At 59.7% G+C, this 19123-nt stretch carries 18 protein-coding genes and 1 pseudogene; 10 read left to right on the top strand and 9 right to left on the bottom strand.

The window, feature by feature from the left end:
• Positions 1-64: 64 nt before the first annotated feature.
• A complete protein-coding gene (locus AC3ISI_RS28330) occupies positions 65-418 on the bottom strand; it encodes a RidA family protein (RefSeq protein ID WP_489334761.1) in 354 nt (117 codons plus the stop codon).
• Positions 390-1694 carry a D-amino acid dehydrogenase gene (gene dadA, locus AC3ISI_RS28335; RefSeq protein WP_489334762.1) on the bottom strand — a complete coding sequence of 435 codons (1305 nt, stop codon included), beginning with the start codon at positions 1692-1694 and terminating at the stop codon, positions 390-392. Before dadA ends, AC3ISI_RS28330 begins: the two co-directional genes overlap by 29 nt.
• 157 nt (positions 1695-1851) lie before the next feature.
• On the opposite strand from dadA, the gene AC3ISI_RS28340 reads away from it, so the two are divergent.
• On the top strand, positions 1852-2340 hold the full coding sequence (locus AC3ISI_RS28340; protein WP_003177284.1) for an Lrp/AsnC ligand binding domain-containing protein: 489 nt from the start codon (positions 1852-1854) through the stop codon (positions 2338-2340).
• Positions 2341-2477: 137 nt separating this feature from the next.
• Here the strand turns inward: AC3ISI_RS28340 and AC3ISI_RS28345 are convergent, their stop codons facing one another.
• Positions 2478-2831, bottom strand: coding sequence for a YkgJ family cysteine cluster protein (locus AC3ISI_RS28345; RefSeq protein WP_007947437.1), 354 nt, complete (start codon positions 2829-2831; stop codon positions 2478-2480).
• A 147-nt stretch (positions 2832-2978) separates the two neighbouring features.
• Between AC3ISI_RS28345 and AC3ISI_RS28350 the strand changes: the two genes are divergently transcribed.
• Entirely contained in the window at positions 2979-4292 is a 1314-nt protein-coding gene (locus AC3ISI_RS28350) for an NAD(P)/FAD-dependent oxidoreductase (RefSeq protein ID WP_489334763.1), read from the top strand.
• Positions 4293-4435: 143 nt separating this feature from the next.
• Here the strand turns inward: AC3ISI_RS28350 and AC3ISI_RS28355 are convergent, their stop codons facing one another.
• The gene (locus tag AC3ISI_RS28355) at positions 4436-4681 is read right to left on the bottom strand and encodes a DUF1127 domain-containing protein (RefSeq protein ID WP_489334764.1); all 246 of its coding nucleotides are present in this window, start codon (positions 4679-4681) and stop codon (positions 4436-4438) included.
• A gap of 178 nt (positions 4682-4859) precedes the next feature.
• Between AC3ISI_RS28355 and AC3ISI_RS28360 the strand changes: the two genes are divergently transcribed.
• Entirely contained in the window at positions 4860-6293 is a 1434-nt protein-coding gene (locus AC3ISI_RS28360; protein ID WP_489334765.1) for an aminotransferase-like domain-containing protein, read from the top strand.
• Positions 6294-6353: 60 nt separating this feature from the next.
• Positions 6354-7922 carry a phospholipase D family protein gene (locus tag AC3ISI_RS28365; RefSeq protein WP_489334766.1) on the top strand — a complete coding sequence of 523 codons (1569 nt, stop codon included), beginning with the start codon at positions 6354-6356 and terminating at the stop codon, positions 7920-7922.
• Positions 7923-7956: 34 nt separating this feature from the next.
• Here AC3ISI_RS28365 and AC3ISI_RS28370 read toward each other — a convergent pair whose 3' ends face one another.
• Together AC3ISI_RS28370 and AC3ISI_RS28375 are read right to left on the bottom strand one after the other, a co-directional pair.
• Positions 7957-9102 carry an MFS transporter gene (locus tag AC3ISI_RS28370; RefSeq protein WP_489334768.1) on the bottom strand — a complete coding sequence of 382 codons (1146 nt, stop codon included), beginning with the start codon at positions 9100-9102 and terminating at the stop codon, positions 7957-7959.
• Positions 9103-9282: 180 nt separating this feature from the next.
• Positions 9283-10776 carry an aldehyde dehydrogenase gene (locus AC3ISI_RS28375; RefSeq protein ID WP_489334769.1) on the bottom strand — a complete coding sequence of 498 codons (1494 nt, stop codon included), beginning with the start codon at positions 10774-10776 and terminating at the stop codon, positions 9283-9285.
• 237 nt (positions 10777-11013) lie between these two features.
• Here AC3ISI_RS28375 and AC3ISI_RS28380 point away from each other — a divergent pair, with 237 nt between their 5' ends.
• A complete protein-coding gene (locus AC3ISI_RS28380) occupies positions 11014-11376 on the top strand; it encodes a cupin domain-containing protein (RefSeq protein ID WP_489334770.1) in 363 nt (120 codons plus the stop codon).
• 172 nt (positions 11377-11548) lie between these two features.
• Here AC3ISI_RS28380 and rpmG read toward each other — a convergent pair whose 3' ends face one another.
• Positions 11549-11704, bottom strand: a complete 156-nt coding sequence (rpmG, locus tag AC3ISI_RS28385) for a 50S ribosomal protein L33 (protein WP_007894709.1) — start codon at positions 11702-11704, stop codon at positions 11549-11551.
• An 11-nt stretch (positions 11705-11715) separates the two neighbouring features.
• Positions 11716-11949, bottom strand: a complete 234-nt coding sequence (gene rpmB, locus AC3ISI_RS28390; protein ID WP_007894701.1) for a 50S ribosomal protein L28 — start codon at positions 11947-11949, stop codon at positions 11716-11718.
• A gap of 445 nt (positions 11950-12394) precedes the next feature.
• On the opposite strand from rpmB, the gene AC3ISI_RS28395 reads away from it, so the two are divergent.
• Positions 12395-13984, top strand: coding sequence for an ABC transporter substrate-binding protein (locus AC3ISI_RS28395; protein WP_489334771.1), 1590 nt, complete (start codon positions 12395-12397; stop codon positions 13982-13984).
• Between the two features lie 43 nt (positions 13985-14027).
• Here AC3ISI_RS28395 and radC read toward each other — a convergent pair whose 3' ends face one another.
• The gene (radC, locus tag AC3ISI_RS28400; RefSeq protein ID WP_489334772.1) at positions 14028-14702 is read right to left on the bottom strand and encodes a RadC family protein; all 675 of its coding nucleotides are present in this window, start codon (positions 14700-14702) and stop codon (positions 14028-14030) included.
• 136 nt (positions 14703-14838) lie between these two features.
• Between radC and coaBC the strand changes: the two genes are divergently transcribed.
• From coaBC to argB, 4 genes and pseudogenes are all read left to right on the top strand, one after another.
• Positions 14839-16047: a bifunctional phosphopantothenoylcysteine decarboxylase/phosphopantothenate--cysteine ligase CoaBC gene (gene coaBC / locus AC3ISI_RS28405; protein WP_489337804.1), complete on the top strand. Its 1209-nt coding sequence runs from the start codon at positions 14839-14841 to the stop codon at positions 16045-16047.
• Positions 16048-16052: 5 nt separating this feature from the next.
• Complete coding sequence (gene dut / locus AC3ISI_RS28410) at positions 16053-16508, top strand: dUTP diphosphatase (RefSeq protein WP_027926354.1); 456 nt, start codon at positions 16053-16055, stop codon at positions 16506-16508.
• A gap of 269 nt (positions 16509-16777) precedes the next feature.
• Positions 16778-18154 (top strand): annotated as a pseudogene (locus tag AC3ISI_RS28415) (phosphomannomutase/phosphoglucomutase); the annotation flags it as partial.
• 39 nt (positions 18155-18193) lie between these two features.
• Positions 18194-19099, top strand: a complete 906-nt coding sequence (argB, locus tag AC3ISI_RS28420; RefSeq protein WP_046030681.1) for an acetylglutamate kinase — start codon at positions 18194-18196, stop codon at positions 19097-19099.
• Positions 19100-19123: the final 24 nt, after the last annotated feature.

The following is a 19123-nucleotide window of genomic DNA, read 5'->3' on the forward strand; positions in this document are numbered from 1 at the left end:
AAACCGGCGCTGGCTGACGGCGTGAACCGCCAACAGCACCGGAAGAGGGATCTTGCTGAATCTATTACGGCAGAGCGGCTACAACCGACAGCTCGACCAGAATTTCCGGTTCGCACAGCTTCGACTCGACGGTCGCACGGGCCGGGGCAACGCCTTTTGGCAGCCACTTGTCCCAGGCGGCGTTCATGCCTTCGAAGTGGGCATCAATGTCTTTCAGGTAAATCGTCACCGATAACAGGTGGTTCTTGTCGGTGCCCGCCAGATCGAGCAAACGCTCGATGTTGGCAAGGGTTTCACGGGTCTGCTGTTCAATCCCGGCGCTCAAGTCATCGCCGACCTGCCCTGCCAGATACACAGTGCCGTTGTGGCTGACGATCTGACTCATGCGCTCATTGGTGAGCTGGCGCTGGATTGCCATGTTTTGCGGACTCCTGGGTCTTGCTGCCATAACGGGAAATATCGAGGCCTTCGGCGCTGATCTGCGGTGCTTTCTTCGCCATCAGGTCAGCCAGCAGGCGACCGGAGCCACAGGCCATGGTCCAGCCGAGTGTGCCGTGACCGGTATTCAGGAACAGATTCTTGAACGGGGTGGCGCCAACGATCGGCGTGCCGTCCGGAGTAGTCGGACGCAGGCCGGTCCAGAAACTGGCCTGGGCCAGATCGCCGCCCTGAGGATAAAGGTCGTTGACGATCATCTCCAGGGTTTCGCGCCGACGCGGGTTCAGCGACAGGTCAAAACCGGCGATCTCCGCCATGCCGCCGACGCGGATGCGGTTGTCGAAACGGGTGATCGCGACCTTGTAGGTCTCGTCGAGAATGGTCGAGGTCGGGGCCATCGCCGGGTTGGTGATCGGCACCGTCAGCGAGTAACCCTTGAGCGGGTACACCGGGGCTTTGATGCCCAGCGGCTTGAGCAATTGCGGGGAATAGCTGCCGAGTGCCAGGACGTAGCGATCAGCGGTTTCCAGTTTGCCGTCGATCCACACGCCGTTGATGCGATCACCGGCGTAGTCGAGTTTCTGAATGTCCTGGCCGAAGCGGAATTCCACACCGAGTTTCACGGCCATTTCGGCCAAGCGGGTGGTAAAAATCTGGCAGTCGCCAGTCTGGTCGTTCGGCAGGCGCAGGGCACCGGCGAGGATGTCGGTGACGCTGGCCAGCGCTGGCTCAACACGGGCAATGCCGGCGCGGTCGAGCAGTTCGAACGGTACACCGGACTCTTTCAGCACCGCGATGTCTTTCGCGGCGCCGTCCAGTTGAGCCTGGGTGCGGAACAGTTGGGTCGTGCCGAGGCTGCGGCCTTCATAGGCAATACCGGTTTCAGCGCGCAATTCGTCGAGGCAGTCACGGCTGTACTCGGACAGACGGACCATGCGCTCCTTATTCACCGCGTAACGGCTGGCGGTGCAGTTGCGCAGCATCTGCGCCATCCACAGGTATTGATCGATGTCGGCAGTGGCCTTGATTGCCAACGGTGCGTGGCGCTGCAACAGCCACTTGATGGCCTTGAGCGGCACACCCGGCGCCGCCCACGGCGAGGCATAGCCCGGCGAAACCTGGCCGGCGTTGGCGAAACTGGTCTCCATGGCAGCGGCCGGCTGACGGTCCACGACCACCACTTCAAACCCGGCCCGCGCCAGATAGTAAGCACTGGCGGTACCGATGACGCCGCTACCCAAGACCATAACGCGCATTTTCATATCCCTCATCGCGGCTGACCGCTGACGTGTGTTGTATTCAAGCAGTGATGTGCGAAGTGTAAAAAAGATTTGCCAGTGTTTTTCACTATATAAGCAGCTATATTTGGCGACAATTCTCGGCAAAAACCCTTTTCACGGAGGCGCATCCCCTATGCGTACCAACACTCAGACCAAACGAGAGCTGGACAAGATCGACCGCAACATCCTGCGGATCCTGCAAGCGGACGGACGCATCTCCTTCACGGAGCTGGGGGAAAAGGTCGGGCTCTCCACCACGCCGTGCACTGAGCGGGTGAGACGCCTGGAGCGGGAAGGGATCATCATGGGCTACAACGCGCGGCTTAATCCGCAGCACCTGAAGGGTAGCCTGCTGGTATTTGTCGAGATCAGTCTTGACTACAAATCCGGAGATACCTTCGAAGAGTTCCGACGCGCGGTGCTGAAACTGCCCCATGTGCTGGAATGTCACTTGGTATCAGGGGATTTCGATTATCTGGTGAAGGCGCGGATTTCCGAGATGGCCTCGTACCGCAAGCTGCTGGGGGACATCCTGCTCAAGCTGCCGCATGTGCGCGAATCCAAGAGCTACATCGTGATGGAAGAGGTGAAAGAGAGCTTGAGTTTGCCGATTCCGGATTGAGTATTTTTGGTGTCTGATCCGGCCCTATCGCGAGCAGGCTCACTCCCACAGTTGATTTTCAGTGGACACACCTTCTGTGCACGACACAGAACCAATGTAGGAGTGAGCCTGCTCGCGATTGAGGCGACTCGGTCTACCTAGACCAACACCTGCCGGGTAGAAGCCATGTACTCATGAATCTGCTTCTCCACCCGCGGATGAATCAATTCCACCGGCCCCCGCCCATTCGGGCACGGTAAGGTCTTGGTGGTGCCAAACAACCGGCAAATCAGCGGGCGCTCGTCATACACCGTGCAGCCGTTGGGCCCCAGGTGCACGCAATTGAGCTCATCCATCGCCGCGTCCTGCTCAGCGCGGGTCTTGCGCGGCAAGCGCGACATTTCTTCTGGCGAGGTGGTCACCGGCCCACAGCAGTCATGGCAGCCGGGCACGCACTCGAACGAGGGGATCTGCTGTCGTAGCGTACGGATTTTCTGACTGTTGCAGCTCATTAAAGCGGTGACCAAAAGCGGAATAGAGCGCGATTCTGAAGCAAAGACACCGATCCATACAGCAGCAGCCGACCAATGTTGCCCGCATCCGAAGGTCCGGCTTATGCTCCGTCAAATTTTCTAAACGCAATAATCGGGAACGCACACATGAACGCCGGTGCTCAGCAATCCGTTCAACGCCACCAGCACATCGCCTCTTATTACGCCGCCAGCAGCCTGCCGCAGCCTGACTATCCGGTGCTCAGAGGTGATCTGGTGGCGGATGTGTGCGTGGTCGGCGGCGGGTTCTCCGGGCTGAACACTGCGCTGGAACTGGCTGAACGCGGCTTGAGTGTCATCCTGCTCGAAGCCCGCAAAATCGGCTGGGGCGCCAGCGGGCGCAATGGCGGGCAGTTGATTCGGGGGGTTGGTCATGGCCTTGATCAATTCGCGAATGTGATCGGTGCAGACGGCGTGTATCAGATGAAACTCATGGGCCTTGAAGCCGTGGAAATCGTCCGACAGCGCGTCGAGCGTTTTCAGATCCCTTGCGACCTGACCTGGGGTTATTGCGACCTGGCCAACAAGCCCCGCGATCTCGAAGGCTTCGCCGAAGATGCCGAAGAGCTGCGCAGCCTCGGTTACCGCTATGAAACCCGCTTGCTGCAGGCTAATGAAATGCACTCGGTGGTGGGTTCCGAGCGTTACGTCGGCGGCTTGATCGACATGGGCTCAGGGCATCTGCACCCACTGAACCTGGCGCTGGGCGAAGCGGCGGCGGCCCAGGAAATGGGGGCGATACTGTTCGAACAATCAGTGGTCACCCGCATCGACTATGGCCCCTTGATTAAAGTCCACACAGCCCAAGGTTCGGTCTGTGCGAAGACGCTGGTACTGGGCTGCAACGCCTACCTCAACGAGCTCAATCCAGAACTCAGCGGCAAGGTGCTGCCGGCAGGTAGCTACATCATTGCCACCGAGCCGTTGAGCGAAGAGCTGGCGCACACTCTGCTGCCGCAAAACATGGCGGTCTGCGATCAGCGGGTGGCGCTGGATTACTACCGACTCTCGGCGGACCGCCGCTTGTTGTTTGGTGGCGCCTGTCACTATTCAGGCCGCGATCCGAAAGACATCGCCGCATACATGCGGCCAAAGATGCTGGAGGTTTTTCCGCAATTGGCTGGGACGAAGATCGACTATCAATGGGGCGGGATGATCGGCATCGGCGCCAACCGGCTGCCGCAGATTGGCCGGCTTAAAGACCAGCCGAATGTATATTACGCCCAGGCCTACTCCGGTCATGGGGTGAATGCCACGCATCTGGCGGGCAAGTTGCTGGCTGAGGCGATCAGCGGGCAGCACAGTGGTGGGTTTGATCTGTTTGCGAAGGTGCCGCATATCACCTTTCCGGGCGGGAAGCATTTGCGCTCGCCGTTGTTGGCGTTGGGGATGTTGTGGCATCGGCTTAAAGAGTTGGTCTGAGGGGTTGATGGCGCCTGTACTGACGCCATCGCGAGCAGGCTCGCTCCCACAGTTGATCTTTGGTGCTCACAAATTTGTGTTCACTAATGATCCCCTGTGGGAGCGAGCCTGCTCGCGATTAGCCCGGGAGAGCACCGAAAAAATTAGGTCCACCAGAAAGGCTTAAGCCCCTCCTCCCGCGCCTGCTCCCGCGTCAGCCCCACATCCCTGAGCTGCTCCGGGGTCAGCGCCAGCAACGCCTTGCGCGTGTGCAGACGATGCCAGAACAGCCCCCAGTAACTCAGGCCGGACGGCGCATTGCGCATCTGCGCCTCACGTGCGCCGTTTTCCTGCCCTCTCACCAGTTCCTGACTGTGTAACGTCAGCCGCACATCGCTCAAGCCGTTCATTTGATTGCTCCTGTTTACTTGGGTAGCCAGAGCTTTCATGATGCGTGGACGACGAAAAGCAATACAGATTCAACAAGCGAGTATTAATTCCATACAGATTTTGCATTTCTGTGTCTGAATCCTGATTTCTACCTCGATCTGTATTGGTTTAGCGAATCACCCATGCCGAGACTGCACCATGACCCTTTACGTCAACCTCGCCGAATTGCTCGGCACGCGTATCGAACAAGGCTTCTATCGCCCCGGTGACCGGCTGCCCTCGGTGCGGGCACTGAGTGTCGAACACGGGGTCAGCCTGAGCACCGTGCAGCAGGCCTATCGCATGCTGGAAGACAGTGGCCTGGCAACGCCAAAACCCAAGTCGGGCTACTTCGTGCCGGTGGGTCGCGAACTGCCGGAGCTGCCGGCCATTGGGCGTCCGGCCCAGCGGCCGGTGGATATTTCGCAGTGGGACCAGGTACTGGAGCTGATTCGCGCGGTGCCGCGCAAGGATGTGGTGCAACTGGGTCGCGGCATGCCGGACATCACCACGCCGACCATGAAACCGCTGCTGCGCAACCTAGCGCGCATCAGTCGTCGGCAGGACATGCCCGGTCTGTATTACGACAATATCCACGGCACCCTCGAACTGCGCGAACAGATCGCGCGTCTGATGCTCGATTCCGGGTGCCAGTTGAGCGCCAGCGATCTGGTGGTCACGACCGGGTGCCACGAAGCACTGTCCACCAGCATCCGGGCGATCTGCGAGCCGGGGGACATTGTGGCCGTGGACTCGCCGAGTTTTCACGGCGCCATGCAAACCCTCAAGGGGCTGGGCATGAAAGCACTGGAGATCCCCACGGACCCGCTCACCGGCATCAGCCTCGATGCGTTGGAACTGGCCCTGGAACAGTGGCCGATCAAAGTCATACAGTTGACCCCCAACTGCAATAACCCGCTGGGTTACATCATGCCGGAGTCGCGAAAACGCGCGTTGTTGACGCTCGCACAGCGTTTTGACGTGGCAATTATCGAGGACGATGTGTATGGCGAACTGGCCTACACCTACCCACGCCCGCGCACGATCAAATCCTTCGACGAGGACGGTCGCGTCCTGCTCTGCAGTTCGTTTTCCAAAACCCTGGCCCCCGGATTGCGCATTGGCTGGGTTGCGCCCGGCCGATATCTGGAACGGGTGCTGCACATGAAATACATCAGCACCGGCTCCACCGCGCCACAACCGCAGATTGCAATTGCCGAGTTTCTCAAGGCCGGGCACTTCGAGCCGCATTTGCGGCGGATGCGCACGCAATACCAGCGCAATCGCGACGTGATGATCGACTGGGTCACCCGCTACTTTCCGGCCGGCACTCGTGCCAGCCGCCCACAAGGCAGCTTCATGCTTTGGGTTGAGCTGCCGGAAGGCTTCGACACACTGAAACTGAATCGTGCATTGCACGATCAAGGCGTACAGATTGCCGTCGGCAGCATCTTTTCCGCCTCGGGCAAGTACCGCAACTGCCTGCGCATGAACTACGCTGCCAAGCCAACACCGCAGATCGAAGAAGCGGTGCGCAAGGTCGGCGCTGCGGCGATCAGGCTACTAGCAGAAAATGACAGCATCACTGAATGACCTTTCTCGGGAAACCAGCGTCCATATGCCGACACCTGCCGCCAATCGGAACGATCCCACTTGAGAGTCAGTCAGCCCCTGCTCGCTCTTCTGCTATTCGCCTCGTTCCTCAGCGGCTGCGCCAGCGTTGATGTTCAGCGCCAGCCAAGTCAGGCGCTGCCCGCCAGCAGCTCGGCGTTTGGCCGGTCGGTCCAGGCGCAGGCCGCGCCTCATGAGGGCCGGTCGGGCTTTCGCCTGCTGTCCGATAGCACTGAAGCCTTCACGGCCCGCGCCGAACTGATCCGCAACGCTCAAAGCAGCCTCGATTTGCAGTACTACATCGTGCATGACGGCATCAGCACGCGGATGCTGGTGGAGGAACTGCTCAAAGCGGCTGATCGCGGGGTGCGCGTCAGGGTGCTGCTCGATGACACCACCAGCGACGGCCAGGATCAGCTCATCGCCACCCTCGCTGCACACCCGAGCATCCAGATCCGCGTGTTCAACCCGCTGCACCTAGGTCGCAGCACCGGCGTGACGCGAACCATGGGCCGTCTGTTCAACCTGTCGCAGCAACATCGACGCATGCACAACAAACTGTGGCTGGCGGACAACAGCATGGCGATCGTGGGCGGGCGCAATTTGGGTGACGAGTATTTCGATGCCGAGCCCAACCTGAATTTCACCGACATCGACATGCTCGGCGTCGGCCCGGTGGCCGAACAGCTGGGGCACAGTTTCGATCAGTACTGGAACAGCGCGCTGAGCAAGCCGATCGAACAATTCCTGTCCAGCAAACCGACGCCCCAGGACCTGCAAAACACCCGGGCCCGCCTAAAGGAATCGCTCGCTGACACGCGCAAACAGAACCATGCGCTGTATCAACAACTGATGACCTTCAAGACGCACCCGCGCCTGGACATCTGGCGTCGAGAATTGATCTGGGCCTGGAATCAGGCGTTGTGGGATGCACCGAGCAAGGTGCTGGCCGACGGCGAGCCGGACCCGCACTTGTTGCTGACGACGCAACTGGCACCCGAGCTCAACGGTGTGAGCAAAGAGCTGATCATGACCTCGGCTTACTTCGTCCCCGGCCAGCCGGGCCTGGTGTACCTGACCGGGCGCGCCGATGCCGGGGTCTCCGTGAGTTTGCTGACCAATTCACTGGAGGCCACCGACGTGCCGGCCGTGCACGGCGGCTATGCGCCGTATCGCAAGGCACTGCTGGAACACGGCGTGAAGTTGTACGAACTGCGGCGCCAACCGGGTAAAGGCGGAGGCAGCGGGCCGCAGTTTTTCGGACGCTCCACTTACCAGGGCTCCGACACCAGCCTGCACAGCAAGGCGATGATCTTCGATCAGCAGAAATCCTTCGTTGGCTCATTCAATTTCGATCCGCGCTCCGTGCTGTGGAACACCGAAGTCGGGGTGCTGGTGGACAGTCCCGAGTTGGCCGCGCGTGTTCGCGAGCTGGCCGTGCAGGGTATGGCACCCACGCTGAGCTATGAGGCGAAGCTGGAGAATGGTCAGGTTGTCTGGGTCACTGAAGACGACGGCAAACTGCACACCCTGACCAGGGAACCGGGGAGCTGGTGGCGACGCTTCAATGCCTGGATGAGCACCACGGTCGGCCTGGAGAGGATGCTCTGACAGGCGATAAAAATCTCTGAAGGAGGGAGCGGTGTCAGGCGGGTTCGGCAGCGGCGCCAAACGCACCCTGACGCATCAGTAGAATTACCAAGCCAAACGCACCGGCCGCCATCAACAACGGCAGCGCATGCCCGCTGATCCACTGGCTACCCGCCCCCGCCGCCAACGGTCCGACCAGGCAACCGATTCCCCATAGCTGCGCCACATGGGCATTGGCGCGTACCAGCGCATCATCGCGATAGCGTTCGCCAATCAGGATCAGCGACAAGGTGAACAAGCCGCCAGCACTGGCGCCAAACAGCACCCACAACGGCCAGATCATCAAGGTGTCGATCAACAACGGGATCGCCAGGCTCGACAGCAGCAACACCACTGCGCAGCTCGTGAACAGCGTGCGCCGTGACAAGTGATCCGCCAGCGCGCCAATCGGCAATTGCAGCAGCGCATCACCGACCACCACGGTACTGACCATCGCCAGGGCAATTTCCGTGGTGAAGCCCTGACGCAGGCAATACACCGGCAACAAGGTCAGGATCATCGCTTCGAACGCGGCGAATAACGACACTGCCCAGGCAATCGCCGGCAGGCCACGGCAGAAAACCCACAAATCGCCAAACGTCACGCCACTCGCTTCACTGGTCGGCGCACCGCTACGGCCCAACAACAGCAACGGAGCTGTCATCAGCAAGCCGACACCCACCCAAAACCCGTAATCATGCTCAGTGCCCAGAACGCCCAGCAGCACAGGCCCGGCGAGCTGGCTCAAGGCATAGCTGCAGCCATACAGCGCCACCAGCCGCCCGCGCCACTGATCGACCACCAGTTGGTTGATCCAGCTTTCACCGAGGATGAACACCAGCGTCAGGATCACCCCAATCATCAGCCGCAATACCAGCCAGATCGGGTAGCTCGGCAATAGCGCCAGCAAGCCGATGGACAACGCCCCGGCCCACAGACACAGGCGCATCAGATTGGCCGTACCCAGGCGCGCGGCCAGGTGGCTGGAGATTTTCGCCCCCAGCAAAACGCCAATAGCCGGCATCGCCGCCATCACGCCGATAGCGAATGAGCCATAACCCCAGCTTTCCAGGCGAAACGACACCAGCGGCATGCTGACGCCCAGGGCCAGCCCGACGCTCAAGACAGACGCCAACACGGCGAAATAAGTCGCCCAACGCATGTTCCACGCTCCTGTGGATATTTTTTGTGTACGGCACAAAACACTGTGGGAGCGAGCTTGCTCGCGATAGCGGTTTCACATTCAACAATGACGTCGACTGTCAGACCGCTATCGCGAGCAAGCTCGCTCCCACAGGGGATCTTCGTTGTGTCGGGCCCCGGTCTCGGGGCCCGCTCCAGATTACAACTTGATCCAGGTCGCCTTCAGCTCGGTGTACTTGTCGAACGCGTGCAGCGATTTATCGCGGCCGTTGCCCGACTGCTTGAAGCCACCAAACGGCGCGGTCATGTCGCCGCCATCGTACTGGTTGACCCAAACGCTACCGGCACGCAACGCGCGGGCGGTCAGGTGAGCCTTGGAGATGTCCTTGGTCCACACCGCTGCGGCGAGGCCGTATGGCGTGTCGTTGGCAATCGCAACGGCTTCTTCTGCGGTGTCGAAAGCGATGACCGACAACACTGGGCCAAAGATTTCTTCCTGAGCGATTTTCATCGCGTTGCTCACACCGTCGAAAATCGTCGGTTCAACATAAGTGCCACCGGTTTCCTGAAGCGTGCGCTTGCCACCGGCCACCAGTTTGGCGCCGTCGGCATGGCCCGACTCAATGTAGGACAACACGGTGTTCATCTGCTGGGTATCAACCAGCGCGCCGACGTTGGTCGCCGGGTCCAGCGGGTTGCCCGGCTTCCAGGTTTTCAGGGCCTCGATCACCAGCGGCAGGAAAGTGTCCTTGATCGAACGCTCGACCAGCAGGCGCGAACCGGCGGTGCAGACTTCGCCCTGGTTGAACGCAATGGCGCCGGCAGCGGCTTCGGCAGCGGCTTGCAGGTCCGGAGCATCGGCAAACACGATGTTCGGGCTCTTGCCGCCGGCTTCGAGCCAGACGCGTTTCATGTTCGACTCGCCCGAGTAGATCAGCAGCTGCTTGGCGATCTTGGTCGAGCCGGTGAACACCAGCGTATCGACATCGTTGTGCAGGGCCAGGGCCTTGCCGACGGTGTGACCGTAGCCTGGCAGCACGTTCAGCACGCCTTTCGGAATGCCGGCTTCAACGGCCAGCGCTGCGATGCGAATGGCCGTCAGCGGGGATTTTTCGGAAGGCTTGAGGATCACCGAGTTACCGGTGGACAGCGCCGGGCCGAGTTTCCAGCAGGCCATCATCAGCGGAAAGTTCCACGGCACGATGGCGCCAACAACACCGACCGGCTCGCGCGTCACCAGACCCAGCTGATCGTGCGGAGTGGCCGCGACTTCGTCATAGATCTTGTCGATGGCCTCACCGCTCCAGCTCAGGGCTTGCGCCGCGCCGGGAACGTCGATGTACAGGGAATCGCTGATCGGCTTGCCCATGTCCAGGGTTTCAAGCAGCGCCAGCTCTTCGGCGTGCTGTTTGAGCAGCCCGGCGAAACGGATCATGGTGGATTTGCGTTTGGTCGGCGCCAGGCGCGACCAGACGCCGGAATTGAAAGTGGCGCGGGCGTTTTCAACAGCACGCTGGGCGTCGGCGGCGTCACAGCTGGCAATCTTGCCCAGCAGACGGCCATCGACCGGGCTGATGCACTCGAAGGTCTCGGCGGAGACCGCATCGGTGTATTCGCCATTAATGTAGGCGCGGCCTTCGATCTTCAGATCGCGAGCCCGTTGTTCCCAATCGGCACGAGTCAGGGTGGTCATTCGAGTGTCCTCCTCTTATTGAATACGAACGCTACGCGGTCTTCGCGGGCGCTGTCAGGAATTCTGCCCGGCCAGCCTGCTTTTCGGCCCAAGGCAACCGTCACCCTAAACCAGCCACCCCTCATGTTTCAATATATTTGACATAAGGCCGTCAAACGGCCTTGCGATGTTCATTTTAATAAACATAGACTTTGGGACTTTTAAACACTCGCGCCGCAATCACGGGGAATTACAAGAATGAAAATCCAGAATGTCGTCGACTTCAGCCAGGCCACGACCGCGCCCGAGCGCTATCGGCCGGACCCGGTGAAAATCCTCAGGGGCGACCCGGAACAAGCGGTGTACAACCACTACAACAGCCCTTGCGGGCAGTTGAATGCTGGCGTTTGGGAAGGCGAAGTCGGGCAATGGACGGTGAACTTCACCGAACACGAGTACTGCGAAATCGTTCAAGGGGTTTCGGTGCTGCGCGACAACGACGGCAACAGCAAAACCCTGCGCGCGGGTGACCGCTTCGTGATTCCGGCCGGGTTCCAGGGCACCTGGGAAGTGCTGGAGCCGTGCCGCAAGATCTATGTGGCGTTTGAGCAGAAGGCCTGAGGATTCAGGCTGTCTGGGCTGGCCTCATCGCGAGCAAGCTCGCTCCCACAGGGGGTTTGCGTCGATCACAAAAGCTCGCGATGAGGACCTGAAAGACAACACATAATCTGCAGGCAACAAAAAAGGCCCATATCTCGCGATACGGGCCTTTTTCGTAAGAGAGAAAAATCAATTACTTGATTTTGCCTTCTTTGTAGATCACGTGCTTGCGAACAACCGGATCAAATTTCTTGATCTCGATTTTGTCCGGAGTAGTACGCTTGTTCTTGTCGGTAGTGTAGAAATGACCAGTACCGGCGCTCGAAATCAAACGAATCAATTCACGCATGATTAGCTCCCTTAGATCTTGCCAGCTTTGCGGATTTCGGCCAGCACGACAGTGATGCCACGCTTGTCGATGATACGCATGCCTTTGGCAGATACGCGCAGACGCACGAAACGTTTCTCTTCTTCAACCCAGAAGCGGTGATGCTGCAGGTTCGGCAGGAAACGACGACGGGTTTTGTTGTTTGCGTGGGAAATGTTATTCCCAGTCACCGGACCCTTACCGGTAACTTGACATACTCTCGACATGCCTCAGCCCTCTAAAACCACATGCCCAACCCGGCATGGGTTGGCCGCTTAATCTCTCAGTCATTTGGCGCCAGGCGCCGCGTTTCTTTAGAGGTCTTACCGGCTACACCTACAGTGAAGGAACCGGGCCCCTAGAAAAGAGCGCTGCTTTATACCAGAAAGACTGGAGAGCAACAACATTCCGTGTGCACAGACTTCATAAAAACCCCGTTTTTCGGGCCACGAGCGCCTTGGATAAAGGCTATCGTCGATAAAGACCACTCGTCGCAGAAAATCGGCCAACCCGCCGATTAAGGATTTTTTCAGCCCATGCACACTGAAAACAATCGCACATACTCCCCTTAAAATGAAAAAGGGGATAGTCATTTGCAAAAGAGCCTACTAGGGTAAGCCTTTTCCAGACTGCACTTGCAGATGGGCCTTCGATCTGTAAAGGAATCCGACCATGCGCCTCGCTGCCCTACCCCTCTTGCTCGCCCCATTGCTACTGAGCCCACAGGCCATGGCCGCGGCCCTGACTGTCTGCACCGAGGCCAGTCCTGAAGGGTTCGACGTGGTGCAATACAACTCGCTGACTACCACCAACGCTTCGGCAGATGTGCTGATGAACCGCCTGGTGGAGTTCGACACCGCCAGTGGCAAAGTAGTCGCCAGTCTTGCGGACAGCTGGGAAGTCTCGCCCGACGGCCTGACGTACGTGTTCAAACTGCATCCGCAGGTGCCATTCCATCGCACCGAATACTTCAGCCCGACGCGAGACCTGACCGCCGAAGACGTGATTTTCAGCTTCGAGCGCATGCTCGACCCGGCCAACCCGTGGCACTCGGTAGCCCAGAGCGGCTTCCCCCATGCGCAATCGATGCAATTGCCCACGCTAATCAAGAAGATCGACGCTCTGGACCCGATGACCGTACGCTTCACCCTCGATCATCCGGACTCGACCTTCCTCGCGACCCTGAGCATGGGGTTCGCCTCGATCTATTCCGCCGAGTATGCCGACAAGCTGATGAAGGCCGGCACGGCGGAAAAACTCAACAGCCAGCCCATCGGCACCGGCCCGTTCGTGTTCACGCGCTTCCAGAAAGACGCGTCGATTCGCTACAAGGCCAACCCGGACTACTTCGGCGGCAAGCCCGCGGTGGACCCGTTGATCTTCGCGATCACCCCGGACGCCAACGTGCGCTTGCAGAAATTGCGTCGCAATGAGTGCCAGATCGCCCTGTCGCCCAAGCCTCTGGACGTACAGGCCGCACTGAAAGAGCCAGAGCTTAAAGTGGAAAAAACCGACGCGTTCATGACCGCGTTCGTCGGTATCAACACCCAACATCCTCCGTTGGACAAGCCGGAAGTGCGCCAGGCGATCAACCTCGCCTTCGACAAGGCCAACTACGTCAAAGCCGTGTTCGAAGACACCGCCGAGCCCGCCAAAGGTCCGTACCCACCGAACACCTGGAGCTACGATAAAAGCTTGCCGGGTTACCCGCACGACGTTGCGAAGGCCAAGGCATTGATGGCCAAGGCCGGCCTCAAGGATGGCTTTCAGACCACCATCTGGACCCGCCCTTCCGGTAGCACGCTGAACCCGAACCCGAGCCTCGGTGCTCAATTGCTGCAGTCCGACCTCGCACAAATCGGTATTCAGGCCGAAATCCGCGTCATCGAGTGGGGCGAGCTGATTCGCCGCGCCAAAGCAGGCGAGCATGACCTGCTGTTCATGGGCTGGGCTGGCGATAACGGCGACCCGGACAACTTCCTCACACCGCAGTTTTCCTGTGCAGCGGTCAAGTCTGGCACCAACTTCGCCCGTTACTGCAATCAGGACCTGGACAAGCTGATCAGTGCCGGCAAGACCACCGGCGAACAAGGTGTACGCACCAAGCTCTACGAACAGGCGCAGACGCAGATCCAGCAGCAGGCGCTGTGGCTGCCGCTGGCGCACCCGACGGCGTTTGCGCTGACGCGCAAGGATGTTGAGGGTTATGCAGTGAGCCCGTTCGGCCGGCAGGATTACTCGAAGGTCAACCTCAAGCCATAAGCACCACCACAAAACCTGTAGGAGCTGGCTTAACCCGCCCCTCCTACATCCACCCGTACTCGGCCATGGACAAAGGATCGCCGTCGCCGATGATGAAATGGTCGAGTACCCGCACATCGATCAGGCCCAGCGCCTCCTGCAGGCGCTTGGTCAGCAATCGGTCGGCCTGGCTGGGGTCGGAGTTGCCCGACGGATGGTTGTGGCACAGGATCAGCGCTGCGGCGTTGTGAGCTAAAGCACGCTTGACCACTTGGCGCGGATAAACGCTGGTGTTGTCGATGGAGCCGCGAAACAGCACTTCGAAGGTCAGCACTTGATGCCTGGAATCAAGAAATAGACAACCGAACACCTCGTGGGGCTCGTGGCGCAGCATCGATTTCAGGTAATCCCGAACGGCCTGCGGATTTTCCAGCGCTGATTTTTGACGTGCCCGTTCTGCCAAATGCCGCCGCCCCATCTCCTGCGCCGCTTGCAACTGAGCGAATTTCGCTGGGCCGAGCCCCAATTGTTTGCTGAACGCTACCTGATCGGCCTCAAGCAATGAGCGCAGGCTGCCAAACTGATTCAACAGGTGTCGAGCCAGGTCCACCGCGCTTTTGCCTGAAACGCCGGTCCGTAAAAAAATCGCCAGCAATTCGGCATCTGAAAGACTTGCCGAGCCCAACTCAAGCAGCCTCTCCCGCGGCCGCTCCGCCGCCGGCCAATCACGAATACTCATAGCACCTCCCTGGAATATGGGCGCCGCTGTTCCGTAGCGGTCGCTGTGATATCGTAGCCCATCTTTTTTGCTGGCGATTTCATCCCTGGGGAGGGGGTCTCGCCATGCAGTCATTAACGAAATGAAAGGCAGACCTATGCAGCGGCTGTATCGGAAACGCATCGTTCTGGGCGTCGGCGGCGGCATTGCTGCCTACAAGAGTGCCGATCTGGTTCGCCGCCTGATCGACCAGGGCGCCGAAGTGCGCGTGGTCATGACCCGTGGCGGCAGCGAGTTCATCACCCCGCTGACCATGCAGGCCTTGTCCGGCCACCCGGTCCACCTCGACCTGCTGGACCCGGCGGCAGAAGCTGCCATGGGACACATCGAGCTGGCGAAATGGGCCGACATGGTGCTGATCGCCCCCGCAACTGCGGACCTCATCGCCCGTCTGGCCCAAGGCATTGCCGACGACCTGCTGACCACGCTGGTGCTCGCTACCGACGCCATAGTCGCCGTCGCCCCGGCGATGAATCAGGCCATGTGGCGCGATCCGGCGACCCAGGCCAACCTGCAAACCCTTGAAAGCCGCGACATCAAAGCCTTCGGCCCGGCCTCGGGTAGCCAGGCCTGCGGCGACGTCGGCCTGGGCCGCATGCTTGAGGCCGTCGAACTCGCCCAATGCGCAGCGGACTGTTTCCAGCGTCAGGCGCTGACCGGCAAACACGTACTGATCACCGCCGGCCCAACTCAGGAAAACATCGACCCGGTGCGTTACATCACCAACCACAGCTCCGGGAAAATGGGCTTCGCCCTGGCCGAAGCCGCAGTGGAAGCCGGCGCCCGCGTGACCCTGATTACCGGCCCGGTGCACCTGCCAACGCCGGATCGCGTCACGCGCATAGACGTCGTCAGCGCCCGTGACATGCTCGCCGCCTGTGAAGCCGCGATCCCTTGCGACCTGTTCATCGCCTCGGCAGCGGTCGCGGACTACCGTCCGGAAGTCGTCGCCCCACAGAAACTCAAGAAAGACCCTACGAATGGAGACGGCTTGTTGCTACAGATGGTCCGTAACCCGGATATCCTGGCCACCATCGCCACGCGCCCCGACCGTCCGTTCAGTGTCGGTTTCGCCGCCGAAACCGAACACCTGCTCGACTACGCGGCCCGCAAGTTGAAAGACAAGAACCTCGATTTGATCGTCGCCAACGACGTCGCCAACCCGAGCATTGGCTTCAACAGCGAAGAAAACGCCTGCAGCGTGATCGACCGCGAGCTTCACGCCACACTTTTCGCCCAGACCAGCAAGAGCAAGATTGCTCGCCAGCTGATCACTTTTATCGCCGAACGTCTGAACCAGGTTTAATTTACATGCACGCTTTGCAAGCCAAGATCCTCGACCCTCGCATCGGTACCGAATTCCCGCTGCCGCAATACGCCACCCCAGGCTCCGCCGGCCTCGACCTGCGCGCCATGCTGGAAAAAGACATCGTCATCAAGCCGGGTGAAACCGTGCTGATCCCGACCGGCCTGTCGGTCTACATCGGTGATCCGGGCCTGGCTGCACTGATTCTGCCGCGCTCTGGCCTGGGCCATAAGCACGGCATCGTGCTGGGCAACCTGGTCGGTTTGATCGACTCCGATTACCAGGGCCCGCTGATGGTGTCCTGCTGGAACCGTGGCCAGACCGAATTCACCATGGTTGTTGGCGAACGTCTGGCTCAATTGGTGCTGGTGCCAGTGGTTCAAGCGCATTTCGAGATGGTCGAAGAGTTCGTCGAAACCCAGCGCGGCACGGGCGGTTTCGGGCATTCCGGCAGCCATTGATGACTTCATTGTGGGAGCGAGCAGGCTCGCTCCCACAGGTTTTGCATTGAATTACACAAAGTTTATCTGGAAGGTTTACCGGCGAAAATCAAGGCATTGGCCGACCCAAGTTCCGCTAATCCCGCTGGCATGGCCTTTTCGCACCACGAACTCTCTGTGGAAAACGCCGTCATACCCTTCAGTTTGAGCCGGCCGATGCGTACCAAGCAGGCCTGTCCAGTCACTTTCGAGATGGAGCATTCCTACAGATGAACACCCCCGCCCAAGTCGCCCCCAGGTTTCCCGACAGCATATTCCGTGCGTACGACATTCGCGGCACCGTCCCGGAGTTCTTGAACGCTGAAACCGCTTACTGGCTCGGCCGCGCCATCGGCGCCCAGAGCCTGGCTCAGGACGAGCCAAACGTTTCCGTGGGCCGCGACGGCCGCCTGTCCGGCCCGGAGCTGGTCGAGCAGTTGATCAAAGGCCTGGCCGATGCCGGTTGCCACGTCAGCGACGTCGGCCTGGTGCCAACTCCTGCTCTGTACTACGCCGCCAACGTACTGGCCGGTAAATCCGGGGTGATGCTCACCGGCAGCCACAATCCGTCGAACTACAACGGCTTCAAGATCGTTATCGCTGGCGACACCTTGGCCAACGAACAGATCCAGGCCCTGCACGACCGCCTCAAGACCCACAACCTGAGCAGCGGCAAGGGCAGCGTGACCAAAGTCGAGATCCTCGACCGCTACAACACAGAAATCGTCCAGGACATCAAATTGGCCCGTCGCCTGAAGGTCGTGGTCGACTGCGGCAACGGCGCGGCCGGTGTGATCGCCCCGCAACTGATCGAAGCGCTGAACTGCGAAGTCATCCCGCTGTTCTGCGAAGTAGATGGCAACTTCCCGAACCACCATCCGGATCCGGGCAAGCCTGAAAACCTTGTCGACCTGATCGCCAAGGTCAAGGAAACCAAGGCCGACATCGGCTTGGCCTTCGACGGCGACGGCGACCGCGTTGGTGTCGTGACCAATACCGGCAGCATCGTCTACCCGGACCGCTTGCTGATGCTGTTCGCCCGCGATGTTGTGGCGCGCAACCCTGACGCGGAAATCATCTTCGACGTCAAATGCACCCGTCGCCTGGCTCCGCTGATCAAGGAATTTGGCGGCCGTCCGCTAATGTGGAAGACCGGTCACTCGTTGATCAAAAAGAAAATGAAACAATCCGGCGCGCTGTTGGCCGGTGAAATGAGCGGGCACATCTTCTTCAAGGAGCGCTGGTTCGGTTTCGACGACGGCATTTACAGCGCCGCACGGCTGCTGGAAATCCTGAGCAAGGAAAAATCCACTGCGGAAGAGCTGTTTGCGACCTTCCCTAATGATATTTCTACGCCTGAAATCAATATCCATGTGACCGAAGAGAGCAAATTCAGCATCATTGATGCACTGCACGATGCGAAGTGGGGTGAAGGCGCTGACCTGACCACCATCGACGGCGTGCGAGTCGACTACGCCAAAGGCTGGGGCCTGGTGCGCGCCTCCAACACTACACCGGTGCTGGTATTGCGTTTCGAGGCCGATGACGAGGCTGAATTGCAGCGCATCAAGGACGTGTTCCACGCCCAGCTGAAACGTGTTGCACCTGACCTCCAACTACCGTTTTGATTGATTGAAGCGCATTTTATTGAAGTGCCGGAGCCCTGAATGACCCTCGAACGCGAAGCCGCCGCCAACACCGCCAAGGTCCTGTCCGAAGCGCTGCCTTACATTCGCCGCTATGTCGGCAAGACGCTGGTGATCAAATACGGCGGCAACGCGATGGAAAGCGAGGAGCTGAAAACCGGCTTCGCCCGCGACATCGTGCTGATGAAAGCCGTGGGCATTAACCCGGTGGTGGTTCACGGTGGCGGCCCGCAAATCGGCGATCTGCTCAAACGTCTGTCGATCGAGAGCCACTTTGTCGATGGCATGCGCGTCACCGACGCCGCGACCATGGACGTTGTGGAAATGGTCCTCGGCGGCCAGGTCAACAAGGACATCGTCAACCTGATCAACCGTCACGGCGGCAGCGCCATCGGCCTGACCGGTAAAGACGCCGAGCTGATTCGTGCGAAAAAGCTCACCGTCACCCGCCAGACCCCGGAGATGACCCAACCGGAAATCATCGACATCGGCCATGTTGGCGAAGTGGTCGGCATCAACACCGATCTGCTGAACCTGCTGGTAAAAGGCGACTTCATCCCGGTGATCGCGCCAATTGGTGTCGGCGCCAACGGCGAGTCATACAACATCAACGCTGACCTGGTGGCCGGCAAAGTCGCCGAAGCACTGAAAGCTGAAAAGTTGATGCTGCTGACCAACATCGCCGGCCTGATGGACAAGTCGGGCACCGTGCTGACTGGCCTGACCACCCAGCAGGTCGACGATTTGATCGCCGACGGCACCATCTACGGCGGCATGCTGCCGAAGATCCGTTGTGCGCTGGAAGCGGTTCAGGGCGGCGTCGGCAGTTCGTTGATCATTGATGGTCGGGTGCCGAATGCGATTCTGTTGGAAATTTTCACCGATACCGGTGTGGGCACTTTGATCAGTAATCGCAAGCGTCCTTAAGCAGCACATACAAAAAGACCCCGC

It is taken from the genome of Pseudomonas sp. GL_139_B, assembly GCF_057834475.1.